Annotated in this window: 12 protein-coding genes; 10 read left to right on the forward strand and 2 right to left on the reverse strand. The window is 57.0% G+C overall.

What is annotated here, in order from left to right:
- Nucleotides 1–126: 126 nt before the first annotated feature.
- Nucleotides 127–945, reverse strand: coding sequence for a shikimate 5-dehydrogenase (locus AC1DWG_RS07000; RefSeq protein ID WP_477756004.1), 819 nt, complete (start codon nucleotides 943–945; stop codon nucleotides 127–129).
- A gap of 245 nt (nucleotides 946–1,190) precedes the next feature.
- Between AC1DWG_RS07000 and AC1DWG_RS07005 the strand changes: the two genes are divergently transcribed.
- From AC1DWG_RS07005 to AC1DWG_RS07015, 3 genes are all read left to right on the forward strand, one after another.
- A complete protein-coding gene (locus AC1DWG_RS07005; protein WP_477756003.1) occupies nucleotides 1,191–1,556 on the forward strand; it encodes a hypothetical protein in 366 nt (121 codons plus the stop codon).
- Between the two features lie 234 nt (nucleotides 1,557–1,790).
- On the forward strand, nucleotides 1,791–1,985 hold the full coding sequence (locus AC1DWG_RS07010) for a hypothetical protein (RefSeq protein ID WP_008052996.1): 195 nt from the start codon (nucleotides 1,791–1,793) through the stop codon (nucleotides 1,983–1,985).
- A 115-nt stretch (nucleotides 1,986–2,100) separates the two neighbouring features.
- A complete protein-coding gene (locus tag AC1DWG_RS07015) occupies nucleotides 2,101–2,292 on the forward strand; it encodes a hypothetical protein (RefSeq protein WP_477756105.1) in 192 nt (63 codons plus the stop codon).
- Here the strand turns inward: AC1DWG_RS07015 and AC1DWG_RS07020 are convergent.
- Nucleotides 2,289–3,350 (reverse strand): AI-2E family transporter, encoded by a 1,062-nt coding sequence (locus tag AC1DWG_RS07020; protein WP_477756104.1) that lies wholly within the window; start codon nucleotides 3,348–3,350, stop codon nucleotides 2,289–2,291. The two genes, AC1DWG_RS07015 and AC1DWG_RS07020, sit on opposite strands and share 4 nt — an antisense overlap.
- A 160-nt stretch (nucleotides 3,351–3,510) precedes the next feature.
- Here AC1DWG_RS07020 and trhP point away from each other — a divergent pair, with 160 nt between their 5' ends.
- The 7 genes from trhP to AC1DWG_RS07055 all read left to right on the forward strand — a co-directional run bounded on the left by trhP (nucleotide 3,511) and on the right by AC1DWG_RS07055 (nucleotide 13,571).
- Nucleotides 3,511–4,836 carry a prephenate-dependent tRNA uridine(34) hydroxylase TrhP gene (gene trhP / locus AC1DWG_RS07025; RefSeq protein ID WP_477787549.1) on the forward strand — a complete coding sequence of 442 codons (1,326 nt, stop codon included), beginning with the start codon at nucleotides 3,511–3,513 and terminating at the stop codon, nucleotides 4,834–4,836.
- A 157-nt stretch (nucleotides 4,837–4,993) separates the two neighbouring features.
- A complete protein-coding gene (locus AC1DWG_RS07030; protein WP_477787550.1) occupies nucleotides 4,994–5,785 on the forward strand; it encodes a CPBP family glutamic-type intramembrane protease in 792 nt (263 codons plus the stop codon).
- A 375-nt stretch (nucleotides 5,786–6,160) separates the two neighbouring features.
- Nucleotides 6,161–6,955: an ABC transporter permease gene (locus AC1DWG_RS07035; protein WP_477756101.1), complete on the forward strand. Its 795-nt coding sequence runs from the start codon at nucleotides 6,161–6,163 to the stop codon at nucleotides 6,953–6,955.
- 13 nt (nucleotides 6,956–6,968) lie between these two features.
- Nucleotides 6,969–7,622 (forward strand): ABC transporter ATP-binding protein, encoded by a 654-nt coding sequence (locus AC1DWG_RS07040; RefSeq protein ID WP_115948400.1) that lies wholly within the window; start codon nucleotides 6,969–6,971, stop codon nucleotides 7,620–7,622.
- A 47-nt stretch (nucleotides 7,623–7,669) separates the two neighbouring features.
- Nucleotides 7,670–8,776, forward strand: coding sequence for a KpsE/RkpR family capsule polysaccharide export protein (locus AC1DWG_RS07045; RefSeq protein WP_477762351.1), 1,107 nt, complete (start codon nucleotides 7,670–7,672; stop codon nucleotides 8,774–8,776).
- Between the two features lie 40 nt (nucleotides 8,777–8,816).
- Nucleotides 8,817–9,899, forward strand: a complete 1,083-nt coding sequence (locus AC1DWG_RS07050; RefSeq protein WP_477762352.1) for a polysaccharide biosynthesis/export family protein — start codon at nucleotides 8,817–8,819, stop codon at nucleotides 9,897–9,899.
- A 216-nt stretch (nucleotides 9,900–10,115) separates the two neighbouring features.
- Nucleotides 10,116–13,571 carry an HAD family hydrolase gene (locus AC1DWG_RS07055; RefSeq protein WP_477787551.1) on the forward strand — a complete coding sequence of 1,152 codons (3,456 nt, stop codon included), beginning with the start codon at nucleotides 10,116–10,118 and terminating at the stop codon, nucleotides 13,569–13,571.
- Nucleotides 13,572–13,706 lie beyond the last annotated feature (135 nt).

Consider the following 13,706-nt stretch of genomic DNA (forward strand, 5'->3'; position numbering starts at 1 on the left):
ACCAGCGATCACCCTCAATCCCTTGTAGGAGCTGGCTTGCCAGCGAAGGCGGTCTGTCAGGCAGCATCGATGTTGAATGGGCCGGCCTCTTCGCTGGCAAGCCAGCTCCTACAGAGGCTACATCGCCTAGCTGCGGGCAAACGCCACGGCCTTCTGGAATTGCTCGTCCGTCGGGCGTACACCGGTGTAGAGCACAAACTGCTCCAGTGCCTGGATCGCGATCACTTCCAGCCCGGTGATGACCCGCTTGCCTTCGGCACGAGCACGCACGATCAGCGGTGTTTCCGAGGGAATCGCCACCACATCGAACACAGTTTCCGCTTTTTCGATCACGTCCGCCTCAAAGGCCAGTTGATCGGCCTCCGGTCCTCCCGTCATGCCAATCGGGGTGACGTTGACCAGCATCTGCGGGCGACGATTCCCCAGCTCTGCCTGCCACTCATACCCCAACGACTGCGCCAGCGCCTGGCCGGCGCGCTCGTTGCGGGCCACGATCAGGCCGTTTTCATACCCGCCATCGCGCAAGGCGCTCGCCACGGCCTTGGCCATCCCGCCGCTGCCGCGCAAGGCAAAGGTCGAGTCCTTGGGCACCTGGTGTTTTTCCAGCAACTGGGCCACGGCGATGTAATCGGTGTTGTAGGCCTTGAGATGACCGTCGGTGTTGACGATGGTGTTGATCGATTGAATGGCGGCGGCCGACGCGTCGAGTTCATCCACCAGGGCAATACAGGCTTCCTTGAACGGCATCGACACGCCACAGCCACGAATCCGCAGGGCACGAATGCCGGCAACGGCACCCGGCAGGTCCTGGCTGGCAAAGGCCTTGTAGTAAAAATTCAGGCCCAGCTGTTCATACAGATGATTATGAAAACGCAGACCAAAGTTCCCGGGGCGTCCTGAAAGGGACATGCACAGCTGGGTGTCTTTGTTGGGGTTCATCTGCATGGGGAAGCTCCTTCAAGTGCACTTTTCGGATGGACGGGATTAGCCCCCCATCGGGTTCTGATCGATCATATAAGCCTGATTACATGGACTTACACAGACCGGTAAGAAAGTCGGTACCGACCTTACACAAAATTTACCTAACGGCCGTGCTGATTCTCGAAAAAAGCTGTCTTAGAAGTATCCCCGCGACAATCCCTGGGTCTATTGCAGACACAGGCGCCGGGCTGAAGAACCGAGGAACTATCATGATCCGTAAAGTCCCCACAGTAGCCTTGCTGATCGGCGCCCTCGCTATCGCAGGACAGGCGCAAGCCCATGGTGGTGGTAATTACTGGCAGGGCCCGGCGGTGTTTGGCGCGATCGTCGGTACTGCCATTGTCGGCTCGGCCCTGATCAACGCCAACCGCCCGGTTTATGTCGCACCGCAACCGGTCTACTACCAGCCCGCGCCGGTTTATTACGCACCACCGCCTCCGGTTTACTACCAGCCGGCCCCGGTCTACGTGCAGCAACCGATCTACTACCGCCCGGCTCCGGTGTACTACGGACCACCCCATGGTTACTACGGCCCGCCTCGCGGCTACTACGGCCATCACTACGGCCGCTGGTAACGGACTCATCAGGCCCCGCTGAAACAGCGGGGCTTTTTTATCCCTTTTTTCGGTGCAGGTCTGGATAAATCTCGCCAAGGTCGCTATCGGGACAATGCCCGTGGTGGAAACGGGCAAGATGGACTCGACCCGTTTTCTGCCGTGCGGCAAAAAACGGTCATATTTTTGTCATGACAGTTGCGCAAGCTCGGCTCTGTCCGTCGATAACAGGTTGATAACAACAAGGACGACCACATGCCAACGCAAAACCCGCACCGCATCGTCGGTCTGTGCACCTCCAGCAAGGTCTACAACGCACTGACCGAACTCAAGCACCTTGAAGGCCATCGCAGCGCCAAGTTTCTCTCGCTGCTGACGCAAAGCCTGGTGCGCAAGGGCCTGCTCAACGAGCAGGAAGTGGTTCATATGCTCGATCAGGTGGTCAGCTGACCGACCAACGGTCGTTTGCCCCCGCTGGCATCAATGACCACTATCGAAAGCGTTGATTACCCCTCATGGCACACGGACCTTAAAGTAGCTCCACAGATTGATGGAGGTACTTGTCATGTCCAAGGTTCAGATCATGTCCGTTATCGGCAGCGCGGTTCCCCCACAGCTCAGGGAGCTGGGCATGCTCGCCTGCTGGTACCTCGTGCAGGACGGCGTGCCAATCAGCGGCCCGCTCACTTCGCTGCCCGCCGCCCAGGCATTGTCGCAACGCATCGGCACCGGCCAGTCCGGCAGGCTCAGCGCCTAAGGCAGCTGCACCCGCGGTTTGGTTTCAATGAAAATGGCCCAGCTCGACATGAACAGGGCCGTGATCAACGGGCCGATGACAAAGCCGTTCAGGCCGAAAATCGCCAGGCCGCCGAGGGTCGAAATCAGGATCATGTAGTCCGGCATCCTGGTGTCCTTGCCCACCAGAATCGGTCGAAGCACGTTATCCACCAGGCCGATCACGAAGACCCCGAACAATCCCAGCACCACGCCCTGCCAGATCGCCCCGGTGAGCAGGAAAAACACCGCCACTGGCGCCCAGACTATTCCCGCCCCCACCGCCGGCAGCAGGGACAGAAACGCCATCAACACCGCCCAGAGCAATACGCTGGGGATGTCCAGAAACCAGAAAATCAGACCGCCCAGTGCGCCTTGCGTGATAGCCACCAGCAGGTTGCCCTTCACCGTGGCCCGCACCACACGATTGAACTTGAGCTGCAAACGACGTTTCTGCTGTTCCTGCAACGGCACCGCCAGACGCACCTTGCGTGCCAGTTCTGCACCGTCGCGCAGGAAGAAAAACAGCAGGTACAGCATGATGAAAAAACTGACGACGAACTCGAAGGTACCCTGGCCAAAAATGAAGGCCTGCGCCGCCAGCTCCTGACCGCCGGTCATCGCGCTTTTGACGATTTTCTCTCGCAGCCCGTTCAACTCGCCCATGCCGAAGCGATCCAGCAGATGCTGGAAATACGGCGGCAGGCTGTGCTTGAACTGCGACACGTACCCGGCAATATCGAGTTCGCCGCTCTCGACGCTTTTGTAGAGTGCCGCGCCCTCCTGAACCAGCAAGGCGCTGATGATGATCACCGGCAGAATCGCAATCACCAGGCAAATGCTCAATGTGCACAGCGACGTGAGGTTGCGTTGCCAGCCGAACTTCTCTTGCAGCCGGCGCTGCAGTGGCGCAAAGACGATGCCGAGGATCACCGCCCAGAACACCGCGCCGTAAAACGGCAGCAAGATCCAGATGAACGCAGCGCTCACCAGCACCAGCAAAACCGTCAGTGATTTGTCTTGTAGGGGCGTTTCGTTCATGTCCGATCCGTGCCAGAGAGGACGAAAAACTTCCGCCCTGATATTTAGTCCACTACGGCTCGCGCGAGTGCCATCGGTTTGTTGAACAAGCATAGATCCAGGTCAATAAACCCTCGCCACCGAACGTTTACCCTGCGCGGCTTTTGCGACCGACTCCGCCATGAACCTCTCCGCGCCAGAACTGCTCGCCCCCGCCGGCACCCTGAAAAACATGCGTTACGCCTTCGCCTACGGCGCCGATGCCGTGTACGCCGGTCAGCCGCGCTACAGCCTGCGGGTGCGCAACAACGAATTCGACCACACCAACCTGGCCCTCGGCATTCGCGAGGCTCAGGCTCAGGGCAAGCGCTTTTACGTGGTGGTGAACATCGCGCCGCACAACGCCAAGCTCAAGACCTTCCTCAAGGACCTTGAACCGGTGATCGCCATGGCCCCGGATGCGCTGATCATGTCCGACCCCGGCCTGATCATGCTGGTGCGTCGACACTACCCGCAGATGCCGGTCCACCTTTCGGTGCAGGCCAATACGGTGAACTGGGCGAGCGTCGAGTTCTGGCAGCAGCAAGGCCTGAGCCGGATCATCCTGTCGCGGGAGCTGTCGCTGGAAGAAATCGCCGAGATCCGCGAGCAAGTGCCCGCCATGGAACTGGAAGTGTTCGTGCACGGCGCGTTGTGCATGGCCTATTCCGGGCGCTGCCTGCTGTCGGGCTACATGAACCGGCGCGATGCCAATCAGGGCAGTTGCACCAATGCCTGTCGCTGGAAATATTCAGCGCAACCGGCCACCGAAAATCAGCTCGGCGAGATCGTCCAGACATTCGATCCCGAACCGACCCTGGGCATCGGCGCGCCTACCGACCAGGTGTTCCTGTTGCAGGAAGCCAATCGTCCCGACGAACAGATGCCCGCCTTCGAAGACGAGCACGGCACTTACATCATGAACGCCAAGGACCTGCGCGCCGTGCAGCACGTCGAACGCCTGACGCACATGGGCGTGCACTCCCTGAAAATCGAAGGCCGGACCAAATCGCACTTTTATTGCGCGCGCACCACCCAAGTGTATCGCCGGGCCATCGACGACGCGGTGGCGGGCCGGGCCTTCGACCGCGGCCTGATGACCGACCTGGAATCCCTCGCCCAGCGCGGCTACACCGAAGGTTTTCTGCGCCGGCATGTGCATGACGAGTACCAGAACTACCAGAACGGCAGCTCGGTGTCGGAGCGCCAGCGGTTTGTCGGTGAACTGACGGGCCAGCGCCGGGATCGACTGGCCGAGGTCAAGGTGAAGAACCGCTTCGGCCTGGGCGACCACATGGAACTGATGACGCCCAAGGGCAACTTCCACTTCGATCTGCATCAGTTGCAAAACGCTAAAGGTGAAGCGATCGACGAAGCGCCGGGCGATGGGCATACGGTGTATTTGCCGATACCGGATGCGGTGGATCTGGAGTTCGGGTTGTTGATGCGGGATGTGGGTGCGGCCTGAACTTCAAATCCGCACAAAACACCTGTACAAGCGAGCCTGCTCGCGAAAGCGGTGTAACAGACGACATTGATATTGAATGTCATGGCCTCTTCGCGAACAAGCTCGCTCCCCCAAGGGACCGAGTCACCTTGCAGAATTTCATGCACAAGGACTCAACATGCTTGCCCTGCCATGGATCGACCTGGCCCTCCTCTCCCTCGGCTACGGGCTCGCTTTAATCTACGGCCAACTCGGCTGGCTGGCCGCGATCTCCGTAGTGTTGTTGCTGTTCGCCGGTTTCGCAGTCCGCCAGCAAAAACTCCCCATCGCTCGCTACCTCGGCCACGGCTTGTTCATCTTCATGGCCCTGGCGCTGGCAATGCATTGGCTCCCCGGTTTCTACAATGGTCGCGGCATCGATCCTCAGCGACTCACCGACGATGGCGTGCCATTTTCCATGTACCTGAATCAGGACAAACCCCTGATTGGCTTCTGGCTATTACTGGCCTGCCCGTGGATTGTCGGCCGGCGTTCGTTGCGCCTTTCCATCTATGCCACCGCTATCGCGCTGCCCCTGAGCGCCGTGCTGGCCCTGGGTGGCGCGCTCTTGCTGGGTGTCATCAGTTGGGCACCGAAATGGCCGGACCACGCATGGCTGTGGGTGCTTAATAATCTGCTGCTGGTGACGCTGGTGGAGGAAGCGCTGTTTCGCGGCTACATCCAGGGCAGTCTGAGCCGGTGCTTCAAAGACCTGCCCTACGGCGAAAACCTGGCCCTTCTACTGGCATCGCTATTGTTCGGCCTGGCGCATGTGGGCGCAGGCTGGCAGTGGGTGTTGCTGGCGAGCCTGGCGGGGATCGGTTATGGCTTGGCCTACCGTTTCGGCGGGTTGGGTGCAGCCATTGCCACCCACTTCGGTTTGAATCTGCTGCACTTCGGATTGTTCACTTATCCAATGTTGGCCGGGTAGCAACCCATCGACTAAAAACACTAACCGGACCAGGTGCCATCAACTGCTTCGGGCGCTGATTTTCGCATCTGCAATCGCCCTCCCGATAACTGCGCGTCGACGTTATAAATCATTCAAATGCCGACGAGATTTTGGCACCACCATTGACAACACCCAATAAACACTGAACGAAACCGTTTTTTTACGCTTGACCAGTCCGTTTTTACAGTTATATTTCGTCAGGCACTGCTCGGGAACCAATCGCCTTGACTACTGTCTTGCGCTGCGTTTAACCTCCCGCCCCACGAATGGAAGCGAACCGTTCTACACGACGGCGTCCTCTGAAAATGAATTCTGGCAACGCGTTTATCGCGCCGTTGTACTGTGCGGTAAATCATGCTGAAGCCTCGCTCTTCCCTCCAAATCAAAAAATCCGTCATTTTTGCCCTGGTGCTGCGTGAAGCGCGTTCGCGTTTTGGCGACCGGCGCATGGGCGCGAGCTGGACACTGATTGAACCGATTGCCCACCTGTTGATTCTGAGCGTAGCGTTCACCCTGATTCGCGGCAGCACCGTCGCCGGCATCGATTTCCCGGTGTTCGTCCTTGTCGGACTTGCACCATTCCTGCTGTTTCGCAACACCGCTTTGCGCTTGATGAACAGCCCCAAGGAAAACCGCTCACTGTTTGCCTACAAACAGATCAAGCCGCTGGATACCTACATCGCCCGGGTTCTGGTGGAGTTCAGCATTTCCGCGAGCGCATACGCCATCCTGGTCTTCGGTTTTGCATGGTACGGCTTCGACATGTCCATCAAATCCCCCATCGAGTGGATGCTGACCATCCTTCTGGGCGTCCTGTTCTCCTTTGGCCTGGGCATGTTGCTGTCACTGATTGCCCACGCCATGCCCAGCAGCACCCTCTTTCTGCGGATGATGTTCTTCCCGCTGTACTTCCTCTCGGGCGTACTGATTCCCGCCGCCTACCTGCCTCACGCCATGCTGCCACTGCTGCTGCTCAATCCATTCCTGCACCTGCTGGAACTGATCCGTGCCGAAATCTTCCCGCACTACGTTCCGGTCGATGGTGTGTCGGCGCACTACGTCATCGCGTTCACCCTGGTCTTGCTGTTCGTCTCCCTTGGTACTTACCGGGTTCGTCGACTGCATTTGATCTCTACCAAGAACGGCTAACCGCAGGCTTCCCGTGTTCGAGCTCAGAAATATCACCAAGTCTTACCTGACCCCCAAAGGTCGCCGGCACGTTTTCCGCGACCTGTCACTGCAGATTCCGCCAGGCAAAAACATCGGCCTGATCGGTCGTAACGGCTCGGGCAAATCGACCCTGATGCGCCTGTTGGGCGGTGCCGACGTACCGGACTCCGGCACGGTGGTCACCAACAAGAGCATTTCCTGGCCAGTGGGTTTGTCCGGTGGCCTCCACGGCACCATGACCGGGCGCGAAAACATCAAGTTCGTCAGCCGGGTATACGGCGCGGAAGGCGACGCCATGCGCCAGAAAGTCCGCTACGTCGAAGACTTCGCGGAAATCGGCAGCTGGATCGACGAGCCCGTCAAAACCTACTCCTCCGGCATGCGCTCGCGCCTGGCCTTCGGCCTGAGCATGGCCTTCGACTTCGACTACTACCTGATCGACGAAGTGATGTCGGTAGGTGACGCGCACTTCAAGCGCAAGTGCGCGGACGTGTTCGAAACTCGCCTGCAGAAATCCAAGGTGGTGCTGGTATCCCACAGCATGCCCGAAATCAAAAAGCTCTGTGACGTCGTGCTGCTGGTGCGCGATGGCGGGGTGCAGATCTATGACGATGTCGATGAAGGCATCAAGGCCTACAACACCTGATCGCCTGACCGTGGCGTGACAGTTTCATTTCAAGGATGCGTGAGCATATGAGCAGTACGGGTAAATTCAAGGGCTGGCGCCTGACTCTGGGGCTGATCGTGCTGCCAATGGTACTGGCCGCCGTTTACTACAGCTTTTTCGCCGTGGATCGCTATGTCAGCTCCGCGCAAGTGGTTGTACGCCAGGACGGCAACAACCCGGCGGCGCAAATGCCTGGCCTGAGCATGCTGCTCAGCGGTGCCAACCCGGCTTCCCGCGAAGAAACCCTTTACCTGCGCGAATACATTGTGTCGATGGACATGATGCAACTGCTGGAAGATCGCCTGCACTGGGTCGAGCAATACAGCAAGCAACGCAGCGACCCGTTCTTCTGGCTGGCCAGCGACACCGAACGCGAAGACCTGCTCGAGTACTACCAGCGCATGGTCTCGGCTCATTACGACGAAACCACCGGCCTGCTGAAAGTTGAAGTGCAAGCCTTCAGCCCGGAGCTGGCCGAACAAATGGTCAAGACCATTCTGGAAGCCAGCGAACACTTCGTGAACGAAGTTTCCCACAGCATCGCCCGCGAGCAGATGCGCTTCGCCCAGGGCGAGCTGGAAGGCGCGAAAAAGAACTACACCAAACGCAAGGAAGAGCTGCTGAGCTTCCAGAACCGCAACAAGGTACTGGACGGTAAAAGCTCGGCTCAAGGCCGCGCAAGCATCATCGACACCCTCGAAGGCGAGCACTCCAAAGAGCGCGCCGTACTCACGCAAATGAGCTACAAGCTTCGCCCGGACTCACCTCAGGTCAAGCAACAGCAGCAACGCGTCAGTGCCATTCGTGAACAACTGGCTGCCGAGAAACGCTTGTTGGTTTCCGCTCCCGATGGCGACCAATTGAACGTCGTCGCTTCGCGCTTCCAGCAATTGACCCTGGACGCCGGCATCGCCGAAGAGACCTACAAGACCGCCGTTGCCGCGCTGGACAACGCCCGTATCGAAGCCAGCAAGAAGATTCGCACTCTGGTCACCGTGGTCAGCCCGAACACACCACAAATGGCCCTGTATCCGGAGCGCTGGTACAACCTGGCAACCATCTTACTGGCCCTGCTTCTGCTCTACGGCATTACCCGCTTCCTAATTGCATCGATCGAGGATCATCGTGATTAAATCCATTTCCGGCCTGCCCCTTCGCCCCCTGAACTTGAACATGCGAAACAGCGCTGTTGCGGGTTTGATGCTGGTGACCCTCACTTTGTCTGGTTGCAGCGGCGTCATGTCCGGCGCCGGCCCTTACAAAGGCGATATCGAAAGCAAAAACCAAAATACTGCGTATGACCTGGTGGACATCAACGCCAACACCATCGCACCGTTTATGCGTCCAGCCGCCAAACCGGTCAAAGCCACAATCACCACTCCCCTGGCGCAAAGCGTGCGCCTGATGAGCGGTGACGTGATCAACGTGCTGATCACCGACAACGCTCCAGAAGGCAGTGGCCTGTTCGCCCCGCTTTCTACGGGCGGTACCCAACTCAAAGTGCGCATCGACGACAAGGGAATGATCTCCCTGCCGTACGTTGGCCATCAGTTCGTTGCCGGCATGACCCTGATCCAGGTCGAAGACATGATTCGCCAGAAGCTCAAAGGCGTGACCACTGACGTTCAGGCACACGTTGATCTGGTTGGTGATCTGTCTGGCTCGGTGCTGGTGGCGGGTGCGGTAAAAGCGCCTGGACGCTTCTCCACCCTGCAAGGTCCGCTGACACTGCTTGATGCCGTCAACCAGGCTGGCGGTCCGGTGATGGAACCGCATTTGGTTAATGTCACTGTTCGCAATGGTGCTCAAGCCAATACCTTCAACTACGAAGATATCCTTGCCGGTAACAACTTCGTGCTGAAGCCAAATTCCGAAGTGGTTCTGGACCGCGCACGCCAACGCTTTGTGGCGATGGGTGCCGTGGGCGAGCCAGGCTTGCACGACCTGCCCTCTCAAAACGCCAGCTTGCTGGATGCTCTGGGTTCCGTGGGCGGCTTGAAAGAGGCAAATGCGAATCCACAGGGTGTATTCGTGTTCCGGATGGGTGAGGCCACTCCTGCACAAGCCGCCAAACCGATCGTCATGCGCATTGACATGCGTGACCCGGCCGCCATTTTTTATGCCCGGCAAGTCATGCTCAAGCCAGACGATACGATCTATGTAACCAACGCCGCTGTGTACGAATGGCAAAAAATTATTGGGCCAATCGTTCAGACCCTTGTATTGGGTCGGGCCGCGGGTGTGAGCCCAAACTAAACAAAAGCGCCTGAACGGCCTCATGACCGCCGCCTTAGACCCTGTCATGACGGCGTGCCAAATCGATATTTATCAAGCGTGGAGTGTTTGTTGGGCCAGTGAGTTTTGTACAGCGCTAACAAGTTGAAAGACAGGGGCGTTACATACTGATCTTTATATACGCTGACTCAAGGATTGCCCGGTAAGAAACACTCCAGCAGATTTCAAGGAAATTGAATGAACGTCCTTTTCTACCTGGAGCCCGCCATCGAGCTGGGTAACCCTGAGTTTCGCTACGCCACGCTTCGCAGCTCCATCGTTGCGCAGGTCACGGCGCTTCGCGGCGCTGGCGTGAACACACACTGCATCGTTAGCCAAGTCATTGCTGAACGAGCGCTACGCGATGGCCATGTCGAAGCGCTTGGCTCGCTGTCAACGATTGACCCGCTTACCTGGACCGAGGGCGAAAATACGCTTGAGCGCTCGCTCCGCCATCAAGCCAAAGCCTACAAAGAGGGTGAGCACACTCGCCTCGCAAATTTGCTGAAAGCAGATCTGCCGGCCGGATTCGAGCCGGACATCATTCTTGTTTGGGAAGCCCCCATGTCCTGCCTCGGGGAAATCTTCCCAAAGGCACGCATCATTTATCAGATGCCTGGCTTCTTCTCGCGCGCCCCGTTTGCCAACCTTGTCGCGTTTGACACCGGCCTGCTGGGCGACAGCACAGTCCCTGCCAACCCATCTGTCAGCGCAGCAGAAATATCCGCTCTCGAAGCCTTGAGGGACCATGAAGCTCGTTTTCTGAGCTCGATTGCTCCGACTCAAGTTTCAATCAACGACTTGAAACAACGCTTTCGCAGCGTGGTGCTGTTGCCGTTGCAGATCGACGGTTACTTCATGATCGACTCTGTATTGGGGCGACGTAGCCAGTTCGATGTACTGGTAGACATCATGAGCCGCATGCCAGCCAATCAGGCCCTGGTAGTGACAAATTACTGGTCCGGCCAGACGCGAAGCGCGGTCCTGACTGCACAGAACATCAGTTACCTGCGCTCACGCTTCCCAAACTTCGCTTACTTCGAAAACTTCGACAAAATCCCGTCGGTTTCGCAGTTACTGGTTCCGGAAATGGACGGGGTTATTACGATCTCGTCCTCTCTCGGCTATCAGGCAGCGTTCTGGCAAAAACCTTTGCTGACACTTGGCGCCAGTCACATATCCCCATTCGCCACCACCAACGACTGGGATGAATTCTTCGCCCAGGTCACCGCGGGTGAGCCGATAGTTCGTGACGACCTGATCGTCTCAGCAATTGGCACCAAGCACCTGCCGGCACAAATGCTTGCCGAAGATGGCAAAGGTTATGCTGGCTGGCTGGCAGAAGTCGCCTCTCGCCCCGTCGGTGACTTCCCGCACTGGACCGATAAAGAGCCTGTCGCAGAAGCACTGATGGAACTGCGGCGCGAGTCCGAATACCTCAAGCAGCTTGGCTACTTCAATTTGGTACGTGAAGAGTCGTCGATGGATCACTGCCGAGAGCTTTCACAGCAGATTCTTCGGCACCCGATTATTTCATTCGACGTATTCGACACACTGCTGTACCGCCCCTTCAAGTCTCCTTCCGACATGTTTGAATTCATGTCCGAAGAAGTTCGACAGATTTGCAATCTTCCGTCGCTTGATTTCCGTGCCGCAAGACGCGCAGCGGAAAAAGCCGCTTTCGAAGAAGCGATCGCACGTGGAGATGGCGAAACCCATATCGATGAGATCTATCAGGCATTCGCAGAACAAACCGGTGTAGGTCAAGAACTGGCCGAGCGCGTTAAACAGCTGGAAATGCAGATGGAAATGGACATCCTTTATCCAAGGTTGTCAGGGTTCAAGGCATTCAATGAAGCCCGCAGCCTGGGCAAACGCATCATCATCATTTCCGACATGTATCTGCCCCGTGACTTCCTCGAAGCCATCCTCAAAAAGAATGGTTACGAAGGTTATGACCGCTTTTACGTATCGTCTGAAGCCCGCGTAAAGAAACACAATGGACGACTGTTCGACCACGTCCTTGAAGATCTGAATGTTGATCCGAAAACGATTCTCCACGTTGGGGATAACGTCGCGGCTGACGTAGTGCGCGCCAAAGAGCGCGGCATCAAACCGTTTCATTTGGTCAAAGCTTCGGAGGTGTTCGCAGAATGCGACAGCTTCAAAAATCCTTGGTCCCGTGACGAAGAACGCCATTCTCTCGACTGGAAAATGATACTGGCTGTCGCGGGCAACCGATTCCATGACAACCCTTACTTGCCACATCGACGCGGCACCCTGTTCTGCGGCGACCCTTGGCGCCTGGGTTACTACGGTCAAGGCCCGATGCTTTTGGGTTATACAAAGTGGCTGATGGAAAAAGCCATTCGTGACGGAGTCAAACGTCTCTACTTCCTGTCTCGCGACGGCTTGATCATGAAGGAAGCCTATGACCGTATCGCCCAGAACTATCCCGATGCGCCAAGCAGCCACTACCTGCTCTGCTCGCGCAGAGCCGTGAATCTGGCCAAGGTACGTGATGAACATGGCGTCATGGATCTGCTACAAGTAGATTTTGCACGCACTAGCATCCAGCACCTGCTCTCGTCTCGCTTTGGTGTATACCCAGCCAACGTCCCGATGGACATTCTCTCAAAACACAACCTTACACTTGAGACGATTGTCACTAACAAGCATCAGGAAATGCTCAAGCCGTTTTTCCTGGATCTGCTTCCACTAATCGTCAGTGCAGCAAAAAAGGAACGGACAAACTACCTTGAGTACCTTGAAGGCACAGGCCTGCTGGATGACGGTGAGGTTGCCCTGGTTGACATCGGGTATGCCGGCACCATGCAGGAATCCCTGTACCTGCTGACTGATCGCCAAAAGCTGTTTGGCGGTTACTACTTGATGACCTTCCGTCAGGCGCTGAAACGCGTAGATGCCTATGGAATGCCGATCAGAGGCTATCTGGGTGAATTCGTGGACCGCCACGACACCCACCATCCGTTCTGCCGTAACGTCCCGCTCTACGAGACACTGTTCAGCAGCGTGGATACCTCATTTGTTCGCATGGATCGTGACTGGAAAGGTCGACTGACCCCCATCTTCATGGAACGCTTTGCGGCAGAAGCAAAACGCGAAGAAGTGGTTCATAGAATCCACAAGGGCGCCCTGAGCTTTATTGAGGAAGCAGCCAGCATTTTTGGCAGCCACTTGAAGAATCTGGATATCGAACCTGTCAAATCACTTCGGGTGCTCGAGAAATTCTTCAGTGAACCGCATCCAGTTGACGCCCAGATGTTCGCAGGCCTGGTTTTTGAAGATGCTTACGGCGGTGCCGGCCTGAAAACGATATTGCCAATAGACGGCAACCCGGAAGCGAACTGCGTCTGGAAAGTGGGTGCTGCGGTTTTGCAACGTGCCAATAGTGATCAAAAGGCAACCGGCACGACAGCGCCCCCCAAAGCTACGTCGCCAAAATCTGCCGTGCAAACCAAGAGGTTCAACCGCATTGAACAACGACTGGTTCGCTGGGTAGTTAGAAAAACCTCGAACGATAGAAAGTTCCAAAAGTTCGAACTGACCCCGGCAAAATTCTTCAGCGACTCTAAAAGCCCACATGTTCGATTGCTGGGGCGCCTGTATCTGATCAGGGCCGCCAACCAGTAAAAAAAGCCCGGTACGTCGGTCACTGCAAGCAACCATGCAATGACTGACGTGCCGAGCCCATTCAATCGCAGGAAAGCAAACCGCGATCAATTTTTCGGAATTACTCCCTCAGAAAACTCATCAGTCAAATCACGA

It is taken from the genome of Pseudomonas sp. P4_B3, from assembly GCF_056402295.1.

Coding starts and splice junctions, on each gene's coding strand:
- AC1DWG_RS07020 (WP_477756104.1), bottom strand. CDS start 3,350: ATGAACGAAACGCCCCTACAAGACAAATCACTGACGGTTTTGCTGGTG.
- AC1DWG_RS07015 (WP_477756105.1), top strand. CDS start 2,101: ATGTCCAAGGTTCAGATCATGTCCGTTATCGGCAGCGCGGTTCCCCCA.
- AC1DWG_RS07005 (WP_477756003.1), top strand. CDS start 1,191: ATGATCCGTAAAGTCCCCACAGTAGCCTTGCTGATCGGCGCCCTCGCT.
- AC1DWG_RS07050 (WP_477762352.1), top strand. CDS start 8,817: ATGCGAAACAGCGCTGTTGCGGGTTTGATGCTGGTGACCCTCACTTTG.
- AC1DWG_RS07030 (WP_477787550.1), top strand. CDS start 4,994: ATGCTTGCCCTGCCATGGATCGACCTGGCCCTCCTCTCCCTCGGCTAC.
- AC1DWG_RS07000 (WP_477756004.1), bottom strand. CDS start 945: ATGCAGATGAACCCCAACAAAGACACCCAGCTGTGCATGTCCCTTTCA.
- AC1DWG_RS07045 (WP_477762351.1), top strand. CDS start 7,670: ATGAGCAGTACGGGTAAATTCAAGGGCTGGCGCCTGACTCTGGGGCTG.
- AC1DWG_RS07055 (WP_477787551.1), top strand. CDS start 10,116: ATGAACGTCCTTTTCTACCTGGAGCCCGCCATCGAGCTGGGTAACCCT.
- AC1DWG_RS07010 (WP_008052996.1), top strand. CDS start 1,791: ATGCCAACGCAAAACCCGCACCGCATCGTCGGTCTGTGCACCTCCAGC.
- trhP (WP_477787549.1), top strand. CDS start 3,511: ATGAACCTCTCCGCGCCAGAACTGCTCGCCCCCGCCGGCACCCTGAAA.
- AC1DWG_RS07035 (WP_477756101.1), top strand. CDS start 6,161: ATGCTGAAGCCTCGCTCTTCCCTCCAAATCAAAAAATCCGTCATTTTT.